A 22,011-nucleotide genomic window follows, 5' to 3' on the forward strand; every position below is an offset into this window, starting at 1 on the left:
ATGGTCTTTCAACTGACGGATAGACTTGCTTTCCCCGACCCTCACTACGGTGATCCCGACGGGTTGCTCGCCGTGGGCGGTGACCTCTCTATCGACCGCCTCATCCTGGCGTACTCCAACGGTATATTCCCCTGGTACGCATTTCGAGAAGAATTGATACAATGGTGGTGCCCGATGGACCGCTTTGTCATCTTTCCGGACGAAATCCATATCTCCCACTCCATGCGTACGCTCATCAACAAAGGAAAGTACGAGATCACCTTTAACGAGGCTTTCGAAGACGTCATACAAACCTGCGGAGAATTGCGGATGGAACAAGAAGGGGCCTGGCTCGGAAGGAAGATGATGGAAGCCTATACGCACCTGCACGAACAAGGCTTCGCCGCCAGCGTGGAAGTGTGGGAAGAAGAGCAATTGGTCGGTGGGCTGTACGGAGTGACCCTGGGACGTTGCTTCTTTGGAGAGAGTATGTTCTCACTCGTTCCCAGCGCCTCGAAGCTGGCCCTCATCCATCTTGCCCAATTCTTCAGGGAACATGGAGGCGTCATGATAGATTGCCAGTTCGAAACTCCTCACCTCAAGACAATGGGAGGCAGGCACATCAGTTACGACGAATATATGACATACATCGAACAAGACTACCGCTTCTAAAAATAATAACGAAAGAAAGATTTACAGTACAAACGGCCGTTATAAGAGAAAAGTAGTATCTTTGCAACATCATGTTGCACCGTTTTACTACTTCCATAACCGACATTCCGCTTCCGGAAAGGTTCACCTATCCTTTCTGCTATACTCCGCACCCATTATGTATATTGGCAGCCAAAGAAGTACAAAGCTATCTTACCCGACAAACTGCATGGAAGGACGAACTGCGCCAAGGCAAAATGTTCGGGGTGCTGATTGTACAGACCGAGCATGGAGAAACCGGATATTTAGCCGCATTCTCAGGCATATTGGCCGGAAAGAACCTACACCCCTTTTTTGTTCCTCCCGTATATGACTTGCTACAGCCACAAGGCTTTTTCAAGATAGAAGAAGAGAACATATCTTCCATCAACCGCAACATCCGGCAACTGGAAAATGACAAAGCATATGCTGCCTTATCAGCAGAGCTTGCCCGAACCATCCGGTCGGCAGAAGACATACTGGCAACAGCCAAAGCACAGTTGAAAGAAGCCAAAACAGCCAGAGAACAGCGCAGAAAAGAAAAAGAACTCAATGCGCAGGAAGAAGCCGAACTGATACGGGAAAGCCAGTTCCAAAAGGCGGAATATAAACGTCTGGAACGTTCATGGAAAGCAAGGATTACCACACTACAAACGCAGACAGAAGACTGGGAAAGACGGATTTCAGCATTGAAGTCTGAACGTAAAACCCGCTCTGCAGCATTGCAGCAAAAGCTATTCGAACAGTTCGGGATGCTGAACTACCGGGGAGAAGTCAAGAATCTCTGTGAGATATTCGGGCAGACCGTGCACAAGACACCTCCTGCCGGTGCGGGTGAATGCGCAGCCCCCAAACTGCTGCAACAAGCTTATCTGCACGGATGGAAACCTATTGCCATGGCCGAGTTCTGGTGGGGTGATTCCCCCAAGACAGAGATACGCCATCACGGCCACTATTATCCGGCTTGCAAAGGAAAGTGCGAACCTATACTGCAACACATGCTGCAAGGTCTACAAGTAGAGGAAAACCCCATGTTGAAAAGAATGCAGGTACCCTCCCAAAATTTGGAGATTGTTTATGAGGACCCATGGCTTTCGGTCATCAACAAACCGGCAGGAATGCTGTCTGTTCCCGGCAAGGAAGATGCAGTCTCCGTCTATAGCCTGATGCGCAGGCAATATCCCGAAGCTGACGGTCCCCTGACGGTACATCGTCTCGACATGGGCACTTCCGGTTTAATGCTCATTGCCAAGAGCAAGCGCGTACACCAGAACCTTCAAGCCCAATTCAAGAACCGCCTGGTCAGGAAACGTTATGTCGCACTGCTCGAAGGTATCGTCCCAGAGGACAAAGGTACGGTCGACCTCCCGCTTTGCCTAAATCCACTTGACCGCCCACGGCAAATGGTACACACCGAACACGGGAAGCCCGCCATCACCGATTATCAAGTTCTGGAACGTCTGGACGGAAAGCGGACCCGTATCGCTTTCTATCCGCGCACGGGAAGAACCCATCAGCTACGTATACATGCAGCACACCCGCTTGGCTTGCACTGCCCCATCATCGGTGATGAACTTTACGGGAAGAAAGCAGAACGGCTTTATCTGCATGCCGAGTATTTGGAATTTACCCATCCTATCACGGGAGAAACCCTAAAGATTACCAAAGAAGCCGAATTCTGACCGTCTGCTGATTTATAATCAGCAAAGTAATACAATAAATGATGATCCTATAAACCATAATAATCAGACTCATGAGAATACATCATATCGCCATCTGGACCTTCCGACTGGAAGAGATGAAAGAGTTCTACACCTGTTACTTCAACGGGAGCAGCAATGAAAAGTACATCAACCCCCAAAAAGGATTCGAATCTTATTTCCTTCACTTCGATGAAGGAACGGATTTGGAACTGATGAGCCGTACAGACATACAGAATACCCCTATTGAGGAAAACAGACTGGGACTGACCCACTTTGCCTTTGCCTTCGACAGCCAGAAAGCTGTCCTCCGACAGACAGAACGGCTACGCACAGCGGGATATACCATCGCAGGAGAGCCCCGTACCTCCGGCGACGGATATTTTGAAAGTGTCGTCCTCGACCCGGACGGCAACCGTATAGAATGTGTATTCAGGGCATAGTCTCTCAATCAGAGGAGACAAAGCTTCTCAACAGTTTTATCTCCTCTGCCCAAAGCGATTCATCGGGCGTCTCCAAAATAATAGGTATACCGTCAAAACGCACATCTTGCATAAAGCGCCGGAAGAAATCCATACCTATCAGCCCCTTGCCGATGCTGTCGTGACGGTCTACTCTGGAGCCGAGTGCTTTCTTGGAGTCATTCAGGTGTATACCGCGCAGATAGCCGAAACCTACCGCTGTGTCAAACTCCTCAAACACCTTGTCATACTCATTCACTATATCATAGCCTGCTGTATACGTGTGGCAGGTATCAAGGCAAACTCCAACGCGAGACTTGTCATCCACCCGGTCAATGATATGTCCCAGCTGCCAGAACTCGTTTCCCACATTGCTACCCTGCCCGGCTGTGTTCTCTATGACAGCCACCACATCGTGCGTCTTGCCCAATATAAGATTAATGGATTCAGCGACCTTGTCCAGACACTCTTCCACGGAAATCTTATTCAGATGGCTGCCCGGATGAAAATTCAGTAACTTCAGCCCTAATTGTTCGCAGCGCTGCATCTCATCCAGAAAAGCGGCACGGCTTTTCTGTAACCCTTCTTCTTCGGGATGCCCTAAATTTATCAGATAACTGTCGTGAGGCAGGATATAGCGGGAATCGAAGCCAAGCTTCCCGCAATTTTCCTTAAACACCCTGATACTCTCCTCCGTCAGCGGCCTTGCCACCCACTGACGCTGGTTCTTGGTAAACAAGGCAAAAGCATTTGCCCCTATCTCACTGGCATTGACGGGAGCCGCTTCCACTCCCCCACTGGCCGATACATGTGCACCTATAAATTTCATAATCTTATTGTATTTGCTCTTTCATGAATTCCCACTGGCATTTTTTCATGTCCACACACCCATTCTTTCTGAACGTCACGCCCTCTGCCTCCAGCAAAACCCGCTGTTCCGCCCAGCACGGTGCCAGCCTGCCCTGGCTGTTCACTACCCGATGGCAGGGCAAACACATGCCGTCGGGCACATCGTGCATAGCATGTCCCACCATGCGCGAACATTGAGGTCTTCCGACAAGATAGGCTATCTGTCCGTACGTCACCACCCGCCCCGGAGGGATTGCGGCCACTACATAATAAACCTCCTGCTGAAAAGTGTCTTTGTCCATAAAAGTCTGGTTTGGGAAGGCAAAGATATGATAAATTCAGCAGGTATGCGAACAGACGTTACAAGAAAGTGGCTGCGCCGAGCGGATTGTATGTATAGGTGACATTACGGGCACGGATGATTTCGCCCGTCGGGGTAAACAATATCTGATATTTCGTCTGGAGATTTGCCATCCCTACCTCTACCGCCACGATGGACTGCCATTTGGGAAACTGTACCCAAGTGACATTCTGCACCATCCCTCCGGAATATTCACTGGCGGCAAAAGCATTGTAAACGGCAGGGGGCACTTCGTCCATTGTCTCCCAGTCCGTCTGTTGCATTACCCATTGCGCCTGCCCGTCAAACCAGACTTTCGTATCAAAACCGTTCATCAGGAAATCTGCCACATAATAAGATTCATCATGCGACCAGGCAACATCATCTGCCGTAGGATACATTTTCTTCAGTGCAGCTTGTACATCAGCAGGTGCCCAATCGGCAGAAGCCGAGACTGATACCATCAGCATCAAAACCAGAAAAGAGAATTTCAACTTACTCATAACTTCATCAGATTATCATATTATGAGAAGAACGGCGTATGGCAGATTTTGTTCACCGGCAACTCTCAACCATTCAACAGTTAAAAAGAGATATCCATTGTAATTCAATAGAAAATGACTAACTTCACACCAGAAATTCAGAAATATGATAAGAATACATCCCATATCCGGCAACAAAAAGCAATATCTTGACCTGCTGCTGCTTGCCGACGAACAAGAGTCCATGATTGACCGTTATCTGGAACGGGGAGAGATGTTCATCCTATCCGATAATGATACAGTCAAAGCGTCTTGTGTAATCACCTGCGAGGATAAAGGAATCTACGAAATAAAGAGCATAGCTGTCTATCCGGAATACCAGCGCCAGGGATATGGAAGACAACTGATAGCATTCGTTCTTGAACATTATAAAGACCGGTGCCATACTATGCTTGTCGGCACTGGAGACAGTCCGCTAACCATCCCCTTCTATGAAAGCTGCGGATTTGCATACTCACACCGGGTACCCGATTTCTTTATCGATAATTACGACCACCCCATATTTGAAGGAGGCAAGCAACTGAAAGACATGATTTATCTGAAAAGGACGCTTCAACCAAAATAATATCCTATATTTGCATATCACTTAACTCCACACATTATGGAAGCTAAACTTTGCCAAAGCTGCGGAATGCCCTTGTCATCTGCAGAAGTACTCGGAACCAATGCCGACGGTAGCCTCAACGAGGAATATTGCACCTATTGCTACCAGCACGGCAATTTTGCACAAGACTGCACTATGGACGAAATGATAGAACACTGTGCACAGTTCACCGACGAATTCAACAAGAATTCCGGAATGAATTTCAGTAAAGAGGAAGCCATTGCCGGTATGAAAGAATTCTTCCCGACCTTGAAACGCTGGCAGTCCAAACAATAAACATGCCGTCCCGTATCGAGCAGGAAAAACGGACAGTAGAACGGATGGTCCGCCTCTACTGCCGGAAAAAGGAAGGTAACAAGCAATTGTGTCCCCAATGCGAGGAACTGCTGGGGTATGCCCGCACTCGTCTTTCACGCTGTCCTTTCGGTGAGAATAAATCCACCTGCAGGCAATGCAGCATTCACTGCTACAAGCCCAAAATGAAAGAACGGATGCGTGAAGTCATGCGGTATGCCGGACCACGGATGCTGTTATATCATCCCGTAGCGGCACTCTGCCATTTGTGGCAGGAGTATGTCCATCAGTATCTCACCAAACGCTTCGGAGTCCCGCGCCAGGAACAGCACAAACAATAAACCGTATCCAGGTCGTATCCTTCCAATGAAGAGGTGCTGTCTTTAGGCACAATCTCGCCTTTGTCAGAGATATAGACCGGCAGGCGCTCACCTTGTCCATTCATCACAAAAAATGCCCCCACTTTGCATTGAGGGCATACCATCTTACGCATAGTCAATTGAAATAATACAAAAATATAGCTACCCCTTCCAGTGCCTTCTTCTTTTCACCTTGTATCTCGATGGCAAACTTTATTTCCGCCTTTGCCACGCCGCGCAGATTCGACAGAGATTGTAAATGGGCAACCAGCCGGATGCTCTGTCCGGACAATACCGCCTGACCGAACTTCATCTTGTCCATACCATAATTAATCATCATCTTCAGGTTGTTCACTTCAATAATCTGATTCCACAGATATGGCAACATGGACAAGGTGAGATACCCATGTGCAATGGTGCTCTTAAAAGGGCTTTCCACTTTGGCACGTTCCGTATCGACATGTATCCATTGATGGTCCAATGTCGCATCAGCAAACAGATTGATACGCTCCTGAGGAAGCTCTACATATTCCGAAACACCGATTTGCTGGCCTACCAGCTTTTCAAAATCCTCGTACGAGTTGATAATCACTTTTTCCATTACTCTCTATTTTATTGATAAATTATAAATTCACGCGCTTTATCCACATATCAGCCATTCGTTTATGCCCTGCAGGAGTGGGGTGGATACCGTCCCAAATCCAATAGGTGTCTTGAGAAGCCGGAGCAGTGCCGAGAATTTCATCGAACATCGCATTATAAGGAAGAAATACCGTCTGATAGTCTTTCGCTATCCTCTCTACGATGGCGGCACAGCGACGTACCAGACTGTCACGTTCTGCAAAATCCCCACTCTTGCGCATATTGCCGACATTGGCAACAAAAGGAGCGCCCAGCACTATCTTCAATTCCGGATTGACCTGCAAAGAACGGTCAAGCAAGGAACGGTAACATTTCTCCCATCCTTCAAAATCAAAAGGCTCTTTTTTGTCACCCTGCAGATAGTAATGTACATCGTTTGTCCCCACCAAGACGGAAAGCACATCCGGTTTCATTCCAATGACATCCTCTTCCCAGCGTTTCTCCAAATCCCTGAGAGTGTTTCCACTGATGCCACGATTAAAAAAAGCATATTCCTTTTCCGGGAAATCTCCTTGATAATGACTCGCACACAAATACATATAGCCGCTACCATAAATATGGTTCATATCCCAAAGACTTCGCTCCGCAGTCGGTTTGGGCATCCCACAGGCATTCCCCCAGTTACCGTCCGTGATAGAATCTCCGATAAACAAGACACGCGGGCCGCTTGCATGGAGTAAGAGTGATATGCAGAAAAAAACTATTACAAAGAGTCCAATACGCTTCATGGCATTTTCTTGTTAAGATGTAAAAATTGCAACAAATATACGTCTTATTCCGGCAAGTACAAAAACTCGGGTACCTTTTTCCCATTTCCCCAAAACACATATAACCCTTATTTTTATTTCCGTTCATCACATATTAATTTGGAAATAATGTATCTTTGTCAATATCTTAATTGTTGTGACAGAACAAAAACACCACTATTAAAGATTCCGGTATGAATTCTAAATTTGATTATGACTTACTGTCAGCAATGATGACCAATGCCAATATGGGATGGTGGGAAGCTGATTTAAAGACCGAAAGCTACATTTGCTCCGGATATATCTCCCGGTTGCTGGGACTGGATGAGAATGGAACCATCAGCTTTAAAGATTTCAACAAACGTATTTTGAAAGAGGAACAACGGCATACTACCACACATTCCTTCAACAATATCCGGCAGGCACAAGAGACTGTATATCTGCTCAACACAGTAGAGGGTCCAACGTGGATAAGAAGCAAGGTATGCCTACAGAGAACCGACGAAAACGATAATGTCAAAATCTACGGCATTGCCGAAACACAAGACGGTCCCGACATGTCATCGGCATCCCAAGCCTTACAAGAGCGTAACCGTCTCCTCCATAATATTTATAAATATCTTCCGGTAGGAATTGAGCTCTATAACCGAGAGGGAATATTGATAGATATGAATGACAAAGAGCAGGAAATGTTCCATCTCAAACAGAAAGAAGATCTACTTGGAATCAATATTTTCGAGAATCCGATTTTCCCGGAAGAGATGAAAAGTAAGTTAAGAAAACATGAAAATGCAGACTTCACTTTCCGGTATGACTTCTCTAAAATAGGCAATTACTACAAGACACAGAAGAAGACGGGCACCATAGACCTTGTAACCAAAGTCACAAGCCTTTACGACGATAATCACAACCTGACCAACTATCTGCTAATCAACGCAGACAAAACGGAAACGACCGTCGCTTACAACAAAATACAAGAGTTCGAGAGCCACTTTGAGCTTATAGGTGACTATGCCAAAGTGGGATATGCCAATTATGACCTTCTTAATGAGCAAGGCTATGCCCAACGCAGCTGGTACAAGAACTTGGGTGAGAAAACAGAAACACCGTTGTCCGAAATCATCGGAACCTACAATCATCTCCACCCAGACGACCGTACTATCATGCTTGACTTCCTACAGAACGTAAAGAGAGGACTGGCACACAAGCTCAGCCGGGAAGTACGTGTTCTTAAAGAAGACGGTTCTTTCATGTGGACCCACGTCAACATCATTGTAGAACGCTACATGCCTGAACAGAACATCATAGAGATTATCTGCATCAATTATGACATCACCCAATTAAAGAAGACGGAAGCAATGCTGATACAAGCCAAGGAAAAGGCCGAAGAGGCAGACCGGCTGAAATCCGCTTTCCTTGCCAATATGAGCCATGAAATCCGCACGCCGCTAAATGCGATTATCGGTTTCTCCAGCCTGCTGCACTATGTGGAAAACGAGCAGGAAAGGGAACAGTACATCTCTTTGATAAACCACAACAACCAACTGTTGCTCAAACTAATCAACGACGTTCTGGACCTTTCCAAGATAGAGGCCGGACATATAGAGCTCCATTCCGAATGGTTCAATCCGGCAGAACTCATCGAGGAAAGTATTACCGAGTACGAACGGAACGTTCCGGCAAAAGTGAAACTCTTTGCCAGGCATCCGACAGCCCCCGGCCAGATAGAGCACGACCCTATGCGCATCAAACAGATACTGAACAACTTCATATCGAATGCACTAAAAAACACCGTGCAGGGACATATCGAAGTGTACTACGAAACGGACACAGACGGCATAAGAATCAGTGTTTCCGATACTGGATGCGGTATTCCCCCCGACAAACTGGGAATGATATTCGAACGGTTCGAAAAGGTGGACTCCTTTGCCCAAGGTGCCGGATTAGGACTCTCCATCTGCAAATCCATCGTTGAGAAAATGAACGGAGTGATTACCGTAAATTCGACAATGAGAGTGGGAAGCACATTCACCGTGGAACTGCCCTGCCGGACAAGGCCATTCCTAACAACAAACAAAAAACAATGATTTATGACCACACAGAAAGAATTTACCCTGACCCCTCGCCGACGTGGCTTTCACCTGGTGACAGAGGAGATTATACGCAACCTTCCGCCGCTTCCGCCTGCCGGAATCCTGCATCTGTTCATCAAGCATACAAGCGCAGGCCTCACCATCAACGAGAATGCAGACCCTGACGTACAGACAGATATGGAAGCCATCTTCAACCGCCTCGTAAAAGAACGAGAACCTTATTACCAACATACATGCGAAGGCGATGACGATATGCCCGCCCATGCCAAGGCAACCCTCAGCGGAACCAGCCTCACCATCCCCATCACCAATGGGCGTCTGAACATGGGTATCTGGCAAGGCATCTATCTCTGCGAGTTCCGCAATCGGGGCGGAGGAAGAAGAATTGTAGCAACCGTCATCGGATAATCCCCTATCATCATGCAGAAAGCCATCATCATCGGTGCCACTTCAGGCATCGGACAAGAAGTAGCCAGGATACTTGTACAGCAAGGCTGGCATATAGGCATTGCCGGCAGAAGGAAAGAGGCATTGCATGCTCTGCAAGCCACCGCACCCGACCGGATAGTCACGGAACAACTGGACGTTACGGAAGAGACCGCGCCCCTACACCTCCATAACCTGATAGAAAAGCTGGGAGGCATGGACTTGTTTTTCCTCAGTTCCGGCGTGGGACATCAAAACCGGGACTTACAACCGGACATCGAACTGAACACGGCACGTACCAATGTAGAGGGATTTACCCGCATGGTGACTGCCGCCTTCAACTATTTCAAGACAAGAGGCTCCGGGCATATTGCCGTCATCAGCTCCATTGCAGGTACCAAAGGACTGGGCGTTGCACCGGCCTACTCTGCCACCAAACGCTTCCAGAATACCTATATCGAAGCGCTGGCACAACTTGCCCGGATGCAGCATCTTGATATACACTTCACCGACATCCGTCCGGGATTTGTTGCCACCGATTTACTGAAAAGCGGAAAATACCCGATGCTGATGAAAGCAGACCGTGTAGCACAGCACATAATCAAGGCTTTAAGAGAAAAGAGACGGGTAGTTGTCATTGACGGACGCTACCGGGTAGTGGTGTTTTTTTGGCGTATGATTCCACGATGGCTATGGGAAAGGTTGCCTATAACGAATTGATTTCGTATCTTCACGTCTCCAAACAGAAATAGGCATACAGACATGAAGAAAAACTCAAAATATATCGTGCTTACCGCTGCCATTGCACTGTGCGCTGGTTCCAGCCTCCCCTTCCTCGCAGGCAGCAGTACGCTGAATCCCGAACGCGATTCCGTGAAATCCGAAGTTCCCTACTGCGTAACCTCCCCCAGCGTACCGGACAAGATCACTTTTGCCGGACAAGCTATTGACCTGCTTCGCTACGACCACCGCGAACGTATGGACCGCGAACTGATGTCCTTCACCTACATGCACTCCACCACCATGTTCATGGTGAAGCGTGCCAACCGCTACTTCCCCGTCATAGAGCCTATACTAAAAGCCAACGGCCTTCCCGATGACTTCAAGTACCTCGCTGTGATAGAAAGCAACCTGAACCCGCTTGCCAAATCGCCTGCGGGTGCCGCCGGCCTATGGCAGTTCATGCCTGCCACCGGACGCGAATTCGGACTGGAGGTGAACAGCAACATCGACGAACGATACCATATCGAGAAAGAGACCAAAGCAGCCTGCAAGTACCTGAAAGATGCTTATCAGAAATACGGGAACTGGCTGTGCGTAGCCGCTGCCTACAATGCCGGGCAAGGACGCATCTCCACACAACTGCAGAAGCAAATGGTGGACCAGGCTGTCGACTTATGGCTGGTAGAAGAGACTTCGCGCTACATGTTTCGCCTGCTGGCAGCCAAAGCCGTCATCAGCAATCCGCAACAGTACGGTTTTCTGTTGAAACGGGAACATCTTTATCCGCCCATCCCCTACACGGAAGTGACCGTCACAACGGGCATTGCCAACCTGGCACAGTTCGCCAAAGGGAAAGGCATCACCTATGCCCAACTGAAAGATGCCAACCCCTGGCTGCGAGACACCTCGCTGATGAATAAAAGCGGACGTACTTATACACTGAAGATACCTACGCAGGACGGAATGCATTACGACCCCAAGAAAACAGTACCCCACGACAAGCACTGGGTTATCAACTAAAAGGATGAAGGATGAGGAATGAAGAATTACCATTCGGTACCACAGCGCGGCTAATTTCTTCATTCTTCATTCCTTATTCTTCATTAAACTTGTTTCTCCGTCAGATATTTCCAATAGCGCACGGGCATGTCCTGCTTGTGCTTCCGGGGATTGAGGCGTTCCTTGATGCAGATTGCCTTAAAATAGGTTTTCCAGAGAGATTGGAAAAGCCGTTCGTCTTTGTCCATCAGACTTTCGTCGAGCATGCCGGTGACAAGATGCCCTTCGCGGCTGTCCTCACCAAAAGTCACTTGGCGCACCTCCTTCAAGTCGTAATAGTATCCATAGGCGCGTTTGATGTCATAAATCAGCCAACGCTGGTCGGAAAAACGGTCCTTGAAATGCTCCGTCACCAGGGGAAGGGCATTCTTCTCGGGCTCGACAGCCGCAAAGAAAGTACCGTCTGCAGCTTTCTGGAAACGGACAAACTGAAGCAGGCGTATACGCTCCCAATCCACCCGCTTCCACATACGGGAGAACTCCAGCACATCAAGGTCGGCAAAGTTTGTTTCAATGGAACGAGGAGCATCTATTGCCTTGCGAATATAGCGGAAAAGGAGCATGGGAGTTTCCGGCTCCTCGGCCAGCCAGCACTGGGCCAGACAAGCAAGTGCCGTAGACGACAGCTTCTTCTGCAATCCCCGCCAGACACGACCAGCCTTCTCCTCATCGGTCACCACGGTAAACAGCCCGTCGTAGAACAAAGGAAGCGGCTCTCCTTCCTGAAGCAGCGCATCGGGAAAGGTACGGCGGGAATAGGCTTCGAACACGGAAGTCAGCAATCCCTCAAACGTATGGTCATACAGAAAAATATTCATTCCTCAAAATTAAGTACCAACTGTCTCTCATCCACCTTCTTACGGTCAGGCTTGGGCAGCAGCAGACTGCGTACCCCCTGTGGGGTCAGTTCGTTGACCGTGTGCATAGGCAACTCACAGCAGGTAATGAAATACTGTGCCTTCTTCATCACCACCCCTATCTTCTTCAATTGGTAGAAACCTATCTTGGAGAAACGCCGGGAAGCCACTATCAGCCGTGCAGACTTCACGCCGATGCCCGGCACGCGGAGCAACATCTCATAATCCGCCTTGTTCACATCAATCGGAAACTGCTCGGGATGGCGCAAAGCCCAGGACAGCTTGGGGTCAACCTCCAAATCAAGGTCAGGATAGGCATCATCCACTATTTCCTCCACCTTGAACTGATAGAAGCGCATCAGCCAGTCAGCTTGGTAAAGGCGGTTTTCGCGCACCAAAGGGGGCTGTTTCAATGCCGGCAGGCGCTTATCGTAGGTATTGACGGAAATATAGCCCGAATAGTAGACACGCCGCATCGTAGGCCCCTTGTAGAGAGCTGACGAAAGATACAGAATATCCTTGTCCGTCTCGGCGGTAGCGCCTACTATCATCTGTGTGCTTTGTCCGGCAGGAGCGAAACGGGGAGCGTGGCGGTGTTTCTTGCGTTCTTCCGAACTTTCCAGCACCCCTTGCTGGATGTAGCGCATCGGCGCATATACACTCTTATGGTCTTTCTCCGGCGCAAGCAGTTTCAGATTCTCCTCTTTCGGTATTTCTACATTGACGCTGAGACGGTCGGCATAAAGCCCCGCCTCGTTCACCAGTTCGCGGCTGGCGCCGGGAATGCTTTTTAGATGGATATATCCGTTGAAACGATGGATAGTACGGAGGTCCTTGACGACACGCACCAGACGCTCCATCGTGTAATCGGGATTGCGCACCACCCCACTGCTCAGGAAAAGCCCTTCGATGTAGTTGCGGCGATAAAACTCCATGGTGAGGTTCACAAGCTCGGTCACCGACAGCGTGGCACGCGGCAGGTCGTTGCTGCGGCGGTTGATGCAGTAGGCGCAGTCGTAGATGCAATAATTGGTAAGCATCACTTTGAGCAGGGAAATGCAACGGCCGTCCTCGGCAAAGCTGTGACAGATACCCCAACCACCCACAGTGTTCCCTAGCATACCCGCCTTGCCGGAGCGCACCGTACCACTGGAGGAACAAGAGACGTCATACTTTGCCGACTCTGCCAGTATCTTCAATTTATTGAGAACGTTTTCATCCATAATACCTGCGTCAAAAGTAGCAATAATACTTTTCAAAAACAAAAAAGACCGCCAGCAGTGGCAGTCTTTCGCAGCATCAAATATGCTTTTTTTCTTACTTCTTAGAAGCTTCCAAAGATGCTTTGCGGAATTCCTTCATAGCTTTTTCGATTTCCAAAGAAGCCTTACGAGCGCGAGTTCCTGCTGCCTTGTTACCGTTTTCCAACTGAGCATTTGCATCTTTTGAGAAGTCTGCATACAATGCAGCTACTTTTTCAACTAATTCTTTCATAATCCTTTTTAAATTACTTCGTTAATAATGTCTGGCAAAAATACATTCTTTCTTGAAATAAATGCAGAAAAACGATATTTTTTTTGAAATATTCGGTAAAATCGCCGCAAAAAGGGGCTCTTACGCGTTTTTTATCTACTTTTGCAAGCATGAAAACGCTTACTGACACCGAATATATACACGCTCTCATAGCCGAAGGAGAGCACCAACAGCAGGATTTCAAGTTCGAAATATCCGACGCCCGCAAGATAGCCAAAACCCTTTCAGCCTTTGCCAATACAGACGGTGGAAAACTGCTCATCGGAGTGAAAGATAACGGGAAAATTGCCGGTGTCCGTTCGGACGAAGAACAATATATGATAGAAGCGGCTGCCGGACTTTATTGCAGCCCCGAAGTGAACTACACCATGCAGACCTATCTGGTGGAAGGCCGCAGTGTGCTGGTGGTACAAATCGAGGAAAGTGACCGGAAGCCGGTATATGCCAAGGACGAAACAGGAAAATACTTGGCCTATCTCCGCATCAAGGATGAAAACATCCTGGCTACTCCCGTCCATCTGCGCGTCTGGCAGCAAAGCGGAAGTCCGAAAGGAGAACTGATAGAATATACCGAACGGGAACAACTGTTGCTCAATCTGCTGGAAGAAAACGACCGCCTTTCACTGAACCGTTACTGCCGCCTGGCGCATCTTTCCCGACGCGCCGCCGAACATCTGCTGGCAAAGTTTGTTCGTTACGACATAGTGGAACCGGTGTTTGAAGGACACAAATTTCACTTCAGGCTGAAATAGGCAAGGAGATTCCGTCAGGTTTTCCAGATTTGTCCATGGTACAAATTGCAGCATGCGAGTTCATACTACGTTGTTATCATCAACTTGCAAGGTATCTATCTCAGTTAACGACAGAGGTAGCCTTGAATAACGACAGAGGATAGCACTTTTTTTATGTGAGTTTTTTACTAAATTGGGATGCACCGTATGGTTTACGTTGAGAACCCGCTTTGTACAGTTCCGGATGATAAAGGAAATGGTACGTCTGCTGGGTGACTCAGACGGGAAAGGCGATGCCAAGGAAAAGTATATCTTATTGCCATCAGCCTGCTCGGAAAATACGCTTTCAGGCTGCTTGAAGACTACCGCACAAAGAAAAGCGCCGGTATCAAAGACCCCGTTTTCACCAAGAACCGCCTGAAAGAGGTAGAAAAAGACATAGAGTGCTGGTGATAACCAACTTATTTCGTACTTTTGCAGCCGGAACCGCCGGATGACCCGCGGTCTTGTAATTTGTAATCAGTAATTCGTAATTTGATATGAGTTTATTTGCCAAACTATTCAACAAGAATACCGGAGAAGTATCTTCGAAGAATGTGGAAGACTTCGTGTCACTGACACGCGTCTACTTCCAGTCTGTAATAGCCGCCAACCTGGGCATCACCAATATCCGCTTTGTGCCGGATGTAGCCAACTTCAAGCGTCTGTTCAAAATCCCCACGCAGGGAGGCCGCCTGGGACAAGCGGAAAAGGCCGCTTCGCGCAAGATGCTGATGCAGGACTACGGCATCAGTGAAAACTTCTTCAAGGAAATTGATACTTCCGTCAAGAAGCACTGCCGTACGCAGAACGACGTACAAGGTTATCTCTTTATGTATCAAGGCTTCTCCAATGACTTGATGATGCTGATGGGAAACCTGATGCAGTGGAAATTCCGCATGCCTTCCATCTTCAAGGGAGCACTGCGCAGCATGACCGAAAAAACCGTACACGACGTCTGTACAAAAACCGTATGGAAAAAGGACGATGTACACAAAACGGCAGCGGCAGTACGCCAGTACAAAGAGCGTCTGGGATATTCGGAACAATGGATGACCGAGTACGTTTACAACGTAGTGATGCTGGCCAAAAAGGAACCGAAACAGAAAGCCAACGAAGAGAAATAAAAGAAAAAGAATTCTAAAGAACTTTAGAAACAAGAAGGCGGGAAAGAAATTTCCCGCTTTTTTTTGTTATTTTTAGCAAATGAAATCATTTTCCCCTCACGGAACACAAGGACGCACCCCGCGTCAACCATCATAAATATTAACTTCAAAAAAACAACCGCTTATGAAACAAAAGAAAATGCTTGCACTCACTCTCTCACAACTGGAACAACTTTATCGGCACGAACTCCCTGAACTGGTCAGCATCGCCGTTCAAAGCGACGATGCGGAAGCCTTCAAAGCCAACCTGGCGGAGTACATTGCCGGACATCCGGAAGTGGACAGCGAGGCCGGTAAGCAAATTCGACTCTTGATTGAATTTGACGGGCAGGAAGTACACGAGCTCTCCATCGGAGAACAGCTGCCCATATCAACTTTATCAATGCTGCATTCCTTCCTCACGGGACAATGGGAAGAGGAAACGGACCTGTTCATCGACTTGTTCCAGCAGTTCAAACGCCTCCACCAACCCGCCCCCGCTCTGCCCTCCGCACAGAAAATCAAAACCCTGACCGAACGCTGGCCCAGCGGACTGGATGAAGACGTGCAGCATATCCGTGCAAAGAACAAGGAACGCATCCTGCATGCACTAGTGCAGAAGATTGAGCACCGCAAGAACCCGGCTTCCCGCTTCCATTTCGAAGAGGGACTCAGCTACGAGGAGAAGTTCAACCTCGTCAGCGAATGGTGGAATGACTTCCGTTTCCATCTTGCCATGGCCGTCAAAAGCCCTACGGAGCTAAACCGTCTTCTCGGCAACTCCCTTTCTGCCGAAACCATGTACCTGCTCTCAAAAGCCCGCAAGAAGGGAATGCCTTTCTTCGCCACCCCCTATTATCTGTCACTGCTGAACTGCACCGGCAGCGGATACGACGACGAGGCCCTGCGCAGCTATATACTCTATTCACCCCAACTGGTGGAAACCTACGGACAGATACGTGCCTGGGAACGGGAGGATATCGTAGAACCAGGTAAACCCAATGCCGCCGGCTGGCTGCTGCCCGACGGGCATAACATCCACCGCCGTTATCCGGAAGTGGCCATCCTCATCCCCGACACCATGGGACGCGCCTGCGGAGGACTCTGCGCATCTTGTCAGCGTATGTACGACTTTCAAAGCAAACGGCTCAATTTTGAGTTTGACACCCTGCGTCCCAAGGAAACATGGGAAAAGAAGCTGCGTCGGCTGATGGCCTATTTTGAGGAAGACACGCAACTGCGGGACATTCTCATCACCGGCGGTGACGCACTGATGAGCCAAAACAAGACGCTGGGCAATATTCTGGATGCCGTCTACCGCATGGCAGTCCGCAAGCGGAAAGCCAATCAGGAACGGCCCGAAGGAGAAAAGTATGCAGAGCTGCAACGCGTACGCCTCGGCTCACGCCTCCCCGCCTACCTGCCCATGCGCATCAATGACGGGCTGGTGGAGATTCTAAGGGAATTCAAGGAAAAGGCGTCTACCATCGGCATCCGCCAGTTCATTATCCAGACACATTTCCAAACCCCGCTCGAAGTCACTCCGGAAGCTGCCGAAAGAATACGCAAACTGCTGGCGGCAGGCTGGCTCATTGACAACCAACTGGTATACAACGTAGCTGCATCCCGCCGGGGGCATACCACCCGCCTGCGCCAAGTGCTCAATCAGTTGGGAGTGGTTTGCTACTACACCTTCTCCGTGAAAGGTTTTGAAGAAAACAATGCCGTGTTTACTCCCAACAGCCGTTCCGTACAAGAGCAACGGGAAGAAAAGCGCTTCGGGAAGCTGACCAAGGAAGATGCCCATAATCTGTCCGTACTGCTTGGAACCGTCCATGACCCGGCAGCCTGCATCCGGCGTTTCCTGAAAACGCACCACCTGCCTTTCCTCGCCACCGACCGCAATGTGCTCAACCTGCCCGCCATCGGCAAGAGCATGACCTTCAACATGGTAGGCATCACCCCCGAAGGCAAGCGCATCCTACGGTTCGACCATGACGGCACCCGGCGCCACAGCCCTATAATAGACCAGCTGGGACAAATATATATCGTAGAAAACAAGTCCATAGCCTCCTACCTCCGTCAGCTGCAAGCCATGGGAGAAGACGCCGAAGAATATGCCACCATCTGGAACTATACGGAAGGCAAGACGGAATCCCGGTTCAGCCTCTACGAATATCCTGATTTCCCCTTCCAAATCACCGACAGAATGAGCAATCAGGACATTGCAGGATAGCATATCCAAGATATATTCCGTACTTTTGCAGGCAGAACAATGAAATTGGAAAGTATGGAAATAGAACAACACCCTTTAGAACCCTTCCTTCCCGGCAACGCCCGTCTGCTGATGCTGGGAAGCTTTCCTCCGCAGAAAAAGCGGTGGTCCATGGAGTTTTACTACCCCAACTGGAACAATGACATGTGGAGGATTACCGGGTTCCTTTTCTTCAATGACAAGGATTATTTTGTAGACAAAACGAAGAAGGCTTTCTGCAAAGAACGTCTCATCAGTTTCCTGCAGGAAAAGGGTATTGCCTTGTTCGACACAGCCTCTGCCATACGGCGCCTGCAGGACAACGCCTCGGATAAGTTTCTGGAAGTGGTGCAACCCACGGACGTCCCTGCCCTGCTACACCGGATACCGCAATGCAAGGCTATCGTCACTACCGGCGAGAAGGCTACGGACACACTGTGCACGCAGTTCTCCATCGACAAGCCCAAAGTAGGCGACTTCACGGAGTTTCTTTTCGAAAACCATCCGATGCGCCTCTACCGGATGCCTTCTTCCTCAAGAGCCTACCCGCTGGCACTGGAAAAAAAAGCAGCAGCGTATCGCATTATGTATCAGGACTTACAGATGTTGTAAGCAACTTTCTTTAGAAAATAAGTACGTCCGTTACTTGCATATTTGAAAGTTTGCATTACCTTTGCAGCCGCAAACACGGGAGTAGCTCAGTTGGTAGAGCACCGGTCTCCAAAACCGGGTGTCGGGAGTTCGAGCCTCTCCTCCCGTGCATGAACGAATAATGGCTGTAAGTATTGCTTACAGCCATTATTCGTTTTATAAATGCCTACCGGATATCTATCAGCTTATGTGTCTGCAAACTAAGCCTCCACTTAGGATGCTTCATCACGCAATCCACCGTTTCGGCCGTATTGCTGCAAGAGCAAGGCTGAAGAAAGAAATGCCCGGCGGGCAGCTGCTCATAAACAGTAATATCCTGCCCTTCATACACTACCTTCACTTCATTCATACGCGTAATTTCCAGCTTTGCCCCCTGCTTGGGAGAACAGGTCACCCAATCTATATTATCCGGCAGCGGACGGGTACCGTTTGTTTCAATGCAGACATACTTTCCCGCCTGGTGCAGACAATCCACAAATTCACGGTCAATCCAAAGGGAGGGTTCTCCACCGGTCAATATCACGGTAGCGGCAGGGTATTTACTGACTTCTGTTACGATATCTTCATCGGACATCAGTATGCCGTCCTCATGCTGCGTATCACAGAAGGAGCACTTCAGGTTGCAACCGGAAAAACGGATAAAGACAGCCGGGGTACCCGTATGGTATCCTTCTCCCTGCAAACTGTAGAATATCTCATTAATCTTCCTCATAGACGGCAATGTTTGATTCCGACTCCTGCACCTCTACCTTGAAGCAAGTGGGTATCTGGTCGCATATCCAACGGGCTATGTTCTCGGCTGTGGGATTGAAGGACAGCACTTCATTAAGATTATGGTGGTCCAGCTGTTCCTTTACCACCTGCTTGATGTGACTGAAGTCTACCACCATTCCGTCCGCATTCAGCTCTTTGGAACGGCAATAGACAGTGATAATCCAGTTGTGACCGTGCAGATTCTCACACTTGCTGCGATAAGAAAGTTTCAGGCTATGGGCAGCCGACACTTCCATGCGTTTGATGACTGTGTACATATTGTTAATACGCTAATTAATATAATAAGTTGCCGCATCTAATGTCACCTCGATGCGACGGCAAAATTACAAAAAACTTAAGATTTATCCATTCACTTCCCTAACTTATTCGTACACACAAAGAGAATTGGCAACCTTACGCTCTGCGCTGCCACTCGGGGTATTGGCTATTCCCTTATCCGGCAACTCCCCACTCCACAGCGTAGAAGAACCGCCACCGTCCAGATTCAACGCATCTTCCCCACCCAATACACGAATCATATGGGCAAGCTCGGGTATATTGATGCCTTCCGCTTTTCCCTTCCGACGTCCGTCAACGACAATAAGCAGGATTTTTCCTTCTCTTGTCAGCGCCACAGCACTGCGGGGATGCTTGGTATCTACAAAATTCCGGTTAGTCCCGGACAAGTCGCACACTTGCCCGTCCTTCAGCATCAAAGGACCGGAAGCCAGCACAGTGCCTTTTTTCAAAGTACATGCCTTTTCTTCCTGCTTGCTCCAGGGAATCAGTTCCAGCCTGCCCTTCTTTATAAGTACAGCTCCATTGGACACTGTTGCCAGAACCCCAGTAGAGGTAGTATCTATCACCACCCCGTCCTTACGCAGATAGCAGACGGAATTTCCGGCTTTCATATCAAAATAGGAGCCATTGATGGCCGCCACCGCACCTGCATGCCGGGCGGCTATACTGGTCTCCTCCTTGGGATTGTGGACGAGCACATCGAAACGGTAGCGCTTCGGGGATATTTCAAAAATAGACACTTCCTGAGGAACTCCATACAAAGAACTGAATACTGCCTTTTTATAAAGCATCCCTTTCTGCAGGGGCTCAGTCTGCCAATCGGCAGAAACGATGGCAAGAGAGTCGGCAGCAGTCTGCGCCATTGCTGCAAACATGCCGCAACAGAGAAACACTGCCAGGAATATTTTCTTTTTCATATAGATGGGATTGGTTTAAATTAATTCATAGCTACAGATTTGAATCGGCATGTCGAGATTATGCAACACCTTTTCAAGCTGTATACCTTCACGGTTGTCGTACTCGTATCCGAAAGTAGCACGGATACCTTGCAGAATGAACTGCGTGGCACGGTCCAGGGCAATGGGCAAACTGTCGCCTTGCAACAGTGCCCCGGTGATGACACTGGTAAACGTATCCCCCGTTCCGGGATAATGGGCCGGCAGGTAAGGACACGTAACCTTCCAGTAGCGGTTACCGTTCCGGTTATAGGCATACACGGACGTCTTATGCTTATCATCCCGTACGGGCACACTGGTAATAATCACCACTTCGGGACCACAATCGGAAAGCTGGCGAAGGTATGACTTCAATTCCTCATCCGTATTCATCTCCTTATAAGGAATACCCAGCAGATAGAACAGCTCCGTCAAATTGGGAGTAACGACATCGGCCTTGGTGATGAGATGTTTCATTTCATCAATCATGGACTCGTGGAAGTTCGCATAAAGCCGTCCGTTATCGCCCAACACCGGGTCTACCACAACCAGACCGTCCGGTCGGCGGAAGTCATCAATAAAGTCAGAAACAATATGTATCTGCCGCGGAGAACCCAGATAGCCGGTATAAAAGGCATCAAACTGTACTTCCAGCTTCTTCCACTCGGAAATAATCTTCGGCATTTCATCCGTCAAGTCCAGAAAAGAGAACTCCGGATACTGGGTATGGCTCGACAATACGGCTGTAGGCAACGGACACACCTGGAAACCCATAGACGAAAGGATGGGAATGACCACCGTCAGAGACACCCGTCCGACTCCCGACAAGTCGTGGACGGCAACAACCTTCTTTACTTTATTCGCATACATATTATCTATATTATTATTTTTCCTACATTTGCCGCATGAAAACCGTCTGCATCATTTTGGGAACAGTTTCTTTGGCACTCGGCATCATCGGCATCTTCCTGCCGTTGCTGCCCACTACGCCTTTCCTGCTGCTCACGGCAGCACTCTACTTCAGAGGCTCACCCAGACTGTACCAATGGTTGCTGAACCACAAATGCCTCGGTCCCTACATCCGCAGCTTCCGCGAGAACAAAGCCATCCCACTACGTGCCAAAATCAACTCCCTACTGCTGATGTGGGGAACAATGGTTTACTGCATCTTCTTCCTGATTCCACTAACAGAAATAAAGACAGTATTGTTCCTTGTCGCTGTGGGGGTGACTTGGCATATACTGTCATTCAAGACGTTGAGATAAATGAATGTGCTAATGTGGTTAATGTGCTAATGTGCCAATGA

The 22,011-nt window shown here is 48.7% G+C and carries 28 protein-coding genes, 1 tRNA gene and 1 pseudogene; 17 read left to right on the forward strand and 13 right to left on the reverse strand.

The window, feature by feature from the left end; all coding sequences use genetic code 11:
* The 3 genes from aat to HUX74_RS03165 all read left to right on the forward strand — a co-directional run bounded on the left by aat (position 1) and on the right by HUX74_RS03165 (position 2,812).
* Positions 1–651, forward strand: a complete 651-nt coding sequence (aat, locus tag HUX74_RS03155) for a leucyl/phenylalanyl-tRNA--protein transferase (protein ID WP_174646201.1) — start codon at positions 1–3, stop codon at positions 649–651.
* 71 nt (positions 652–722) lie between these two features.
* Positions 723–2,351: an RluA family pseudouridine synthase gene (locus tag HUX74_RS03160; protein ID WP_174646202.1), complete on the forward strand. Its 1,629-nt coding sequence runs from the start codon at positions 723–725 to the stop codon at positions 2,349–2,351.
* A gap of 71 nt (positions 2,352–2,422) precedes the next feature.
* Positions 2,423–2,812 (forward strand): VOC family protein, encoded by a 390-nt coding sequence (locus HUX74_RS03165; protein WP_117600690.1) that lies wholly within the window; start codon positions 2,423–2,425, stop codon positions 2,810–2,812.
* Positions 2,813–2,816: 4 nt separating this feature from the next.
* Here HUX74_RS03165 and nfo read toward each other — a convergent pair whose 3' ends face one another.
* Genes nfo through HUX74_RS03180 form a run of 3 tightly spaced genes read right to left on the reverse strand, consistent with a single transcriptional unit; the run spans position 2,817 to position 4,522 of the window.
* Positions 2,817–3,659, reverse strand: a complete 843-nt coding sequence (gene nfo / locus HUX74_RS03170; protein ID WP_005835868.1) for a deoxyribonuclease IV — start codon at positions 3,657–3,659, stop codon at positions 2,817–2,819.
* A gap of 4 nt (positions 3,660–3,663) precedes the next feature.
* On the reverse strand, positions 3,664–3,981 hold the full coding sequence (locus HUX74_RS03175) for an MGMT family protein (protein ID WP_174646203.1): 318 nt from the start codon (positions 3,979–3,981) through the stop codon (positions 3,664–3,666).
* A gap of 58 nt (positions 3,982–4,039) precedes the next feature.
* Complete coding sequence (locus HUX74_RS03180; protein ID WP_005835865.1) at positions 4,040–4,522, reverse strand: PepSY-like domain-containing protein; 483 nt, start codon at positions 4,520–4,522, stop codon at positions 4,040–4,042.
* A 145-nt stretch (positions 4,523–4,667) separates the two neighbouring features.
* Here HUX74_RS03180 and HUX74_RS03185 point away from each other — a divergent pair, with 145 nt between their 5' ends.
* The 3 genes from HUX74_RS03185 to HUX74_RS03195 are packed head-to-tail and all read left to right on the forward strand — an operon-like array spanning position 4,668 to position 5,800.
* Positions 4,668–5,126: a GNAT family N-acetyltransferase gene (locus HUX74_RS03185; RefSeq protein WP_005835863.1), complete on the forward strand. Its 459-nt coding sequence runs from the start codon at positions 4,668–4,670 to the stop codon at positions 5,124–5,126.
* Between the two features lie 36 nt (positions 5,127–5,162).
* Positions 5,163–5,441 (forward strand): zinc ribbon domain-containing protein, encoded by a 279-nt coding sequence (locus tag HUX74_RS03190; protein ID WP_174646204.1) that lies wholly within the window; start codon positions 5,163–5,165, stop codon positions 5,439–5,441.
* A gap of 2 nt (positions 5,442–5,443) precedes the next feature.
* On the forward strand, positions 5,444–5,800 hold the full coding sequence (locus HUX74_RS03195; protein WP_117600686.1) for a nitrous oxide-stimulated promoter family protein: 357 nt from the start codon (positions 5,444–5,446) through the stop codon (positions 5,798–5,800).
* On the opposite strand, the gene HUX74_RS20645 is transcribed toward HUX74_RS03195, so the two are convergent.
* The 3 genes from HUX74_RS20645 to HUX74_RS03205 are packed head-to-tail and all read right to left on the reverse strand — an operon-like array spanning position 5,746 to position 7,188.
* Entirely contained in the window at positions 5,746–5,952 is a 207-nt protein-coding gene (locus HUX74_RS20645; protein WP_009036627.1) for a hypothetical protein, read from the reverse strand. The genes HUX74_RS03195 and HUX74_RS20645 overlap by 55 nt on opposite strands.
* Positions 5,953–5,954: 2 nt before the next feature.
* Positions 5,955–6,419 carry a MaoC family dehydratase gene (locus tag HUX74_RS03200; RefSeq protein WP_005826461.1) on the reverse strand — a complete coding sequence of 155 codons (465 nt, stop codon included), beginning with the start codon at positions 6,417–6,419 and terminating at the stop codon, positions 5,955–5,957.
* 22 nt (positions 6,420–6,441) lie between these two features.
* Complete coding sequence (locus HUX74_RS03205; RefSeq protein ID WP_117600685.1) at positions 6,442–7,188, reverse strand: SGNH/GDSL hydrolase family protein; 747 nt, start codon at positions 7,186–7,188, stop codon at positions 6,442–6,444.
* Between the two features lie 212 nt (positions 7,189–7,400).
* On the opposite strand from HUX74_RS03205, the gene HUX74_RS03210 reads away from it, so the two are divergent.
* From HUX74_RS03210 to HUX74_RS03225, 4 genes are read left to right on the forward strand one after another with little or no spacing between them, the layout of a single operon-like run.
* Positions 7,401–9,293, forward strand: coding sequence for a PAS domain-containing sensor histidine kinase (locus HUX74_RS03210; protein ID WP_119961598.1), 1,893 nt, complete (start codon positions 7,401–7,403; stop codon positions 9,291–9,293).
* Positions 9,294–9,296: 3 nt separating this feature from the next.
* Positions 9,297–9,707, forward strand: a complete 411-nt coding sequence (locus HUX74_RS03215; protein WP_117966183.1) for a secondary thiamine-phosphate synthase enzyme YjbQ — start codon at positions 9,297–9,299, stop codon at positions 9,705–9,707.
* 12 nt (positions 9,708–9,719) lie between these two features.
* Complete coding sequence (locus HUX74_RS03220; RefSeq protein ID WP_117966186.1) at positions 9,720–10,445, forward strand: SDR family oxidoreductase; 726 nt, start codon at positions 9,720–9,722, stop codon at positions 10,443–10,445.
* 42 nt (positions 10,446–10,487) lie between these two features.
* Entirely contained in the window at positions 10,488–11,468 is a 981-nt protein-coding gene (locus tag HUX74_RS03225) for a lytic transglycosylase domain-containing protein (RefSeq protein WP_174646205.1), read from the forward strand.
* Between the two features lie 83 nt (positions 11,469–11,551).
* On the opposite strand, the gene HUX74_RS03230 is transcribed toward HUX74_RS03225, so the two are convergent.
* The 3 genes from HUX74_RS03230 to HUX74_RS03240 all read right to left on the reverse strand — a co-directional run bounded on the left by HUX74_RS03230 (position 11,552) and on the right by HUX74_RS03240 (position 13,858).
* The gene (locus tag HUX74_RS03230) at positions 11,552–12,325 is read right to left on the reverse strand and encodes a TIGR03915 family putative DNA repair protein (protein WP_117966192.1); all 774 of its coding nucleotides are present in this window, start codon (positions 12,323–12,325) and stop codon (positions 11,552–11,554) included.
* Positions 12,322–13,587 (reverse strand): putative DNA modification/repair radical SAM protein, encoded by a 1,266-nt coding sequence (locus HUX74_RS03235; protein ID WP_174646206.1) that lies wholly within the window; start codon positions 13,585–13,587, stop codon positions 12,322–12,324. The genes HUX74_RS03230 and HUX74_RS03235 overlap by 4 nt, the downstream gene beginning before the upstream one ends.
* Before the next feature lie 94 nt (positions 13,588–13,681).
* Positions 13,682–13,858 (reverse strand): histone H1, encoded by a 177-nt coding sequence (locus HUX74_RS03240; RefSeq protein ID WP_005826447.1) that lies wholly within the window; start codon positions 13,856–13,858, stop codon positions 13,682–13,684.
* 149 nt (positions 13,859–14,007) lie between these two features.
* Between HUX74_RS03240 and HUX74_RS03245 the strand changes: the two genes are divergently transcribed.
* From HUX74_RS03245 to HUX74_RS03270, 6 genes and pseudogenes are all read left to right on the forward strand, one after another.
* Complete coding sequence (locus HUX74_RS03245; RefSeq protein WP_025834754.1) at positions 14,008–14,649, forward strand: helix-turn-helix domain-containing protein; 642 nt, start codon at positions 14,008–14,010, stop codon at positions 14,647–14,649.
* Positions 14,650–14,940: 291 nt separating this feature from the next.
* Positions 14,941–15,081, forward strand: a pseudogene (locus HUX74_RS03250) (sodium:alanine symporter); the annotation flags it as partial.
* Between the two features lie 86 nt (positions 15,082–15,167).
* Positions 15,168–15,794, forward strand: coding sequence for a hypothetical protein (locus HUX74_RS03255; RefSeq protein ID WP_005826441.1), 627 nt, complete (start codon positions 15,168–15,170; stop codon positions 15,792–15,794).
* 163 nt (positions 15,795–15,957) lie between these two features.
* The gene (locus HUX74_RS03260) at positions 15,958–18,048 is read left to right on the forward strand and encodes a KamA family radical SAM protein (protein ID WP_174646207.1); all 2,091 of its coding nucleotides are present in this window, start codon (positions 15,958–15,960) and stop codon (positions 18,046–18,048) included.
* A 54-nt stretch (positions 18,049–18,102) separates the two neighbouring features.
* The gene (locus HUX74_RS03265; RefSeq protein WP_016273281.1) at positions 18,103–18,678 is read left to right on the forward strand and encodes a uracil-DNA glycosylase family protein; all 576 of its coding nucleotides are present in this window, start codon (positions 18,103–18,105) and stop codon (positions 18,676–18,678) included.
* A gap of 75 nt (positions 18,679–18,753) precedes the next feature.
* Positions 18,754–18,826 (forward strand) — tRNA-Trp (locus HUX74_RS03270).
* A 57-nt stretch (positions 18,827–18,883) separates the two neighbouring features.
* Here HUX74_RS03270 and HUX74_RS03275 read toward each other — a convergent pair.
* From HUX74_RS03275 to HUX74_RS03290, 4 genes are all read right to left on the reverse strand, one after another.
* Positions 18,884–19,429, reverse strand: a complete 546-nt coding sequence (locus HUX74_RS03275) for a radical SAM protein (RefSeq protein WP_117600677.1) — start codon at positions 19,427–19,429, stop codon at positions 18,884–18,886.
* Positions 19,416–19,748, reverse strand: coding sequence for a 6-carboxytetrahydropterin synthase QueD (queD, locus tag HUX74_RS03280; protein ID WP_005826426.1), 333 nt, complete (start codon positions 19,746–19,748; stop codon positions 19,416–19,418). Before queD ends, HUX74_RS03275 begins: the two co-directional genes overlap by 14 nt.
* A gap of 105 nt (positions 19,749–19,853) precedes the next feature.
* On the reverse strand, positions 19,854–20,687 hold the full coding sequence (locus HUX74_RS03285; protein WP_008663824.1) for a phosphodiester glycosidase family protein: 834 nt from the start codon (positions 20,685–20,687) through the stop codon (positions 19,854–19,856).
* A gap of 15 nt (positions 20,688–20,702) precedes the next feature.
* Positions 20,703–21,575 carry a pyridoxamine kinase gene (locus HUX74_RS03290; RefSeq protein WP_005826422.1) on the reverse strand — a complete coding sequence of 291 codons (873 nt, stop codon included), beginning with the start codon at positions 21,573–21,575 and terminating at the stop codon, positions 20,703–20,705.
* A 35-nt stretch (positions 21,576–21,610) separates the two neighbouring features.
* Between HUX74_RS03290 and HUX74_RS03295 the strand changes: the two genes are divergently transcribed.
* On the forward strand, positions 21,611–21,970 hold the full coding sequence (locus tag HUX74_RS03295) for a YbaN family protein (protein WP_174646208.1): 360 nt from the start codon (positions 21,611–21,613) through the stop codon (positions 21,968–21,970).
* Positions 21,971–22,011 lie beyond the last annotated feature (41 nt).

Origin of the sequence: Bacteroides sp. Marseille-P8574 (assembly GCF_902825465.1) — a bacterium.
In the GTDB taxonomy this organism is placed as follows: Bacteria; Bacteroidota; Bacteroidia; order Bacteroidales; family Bacteroidaceae; genus Bacteroides; species Bacteroides uniformis.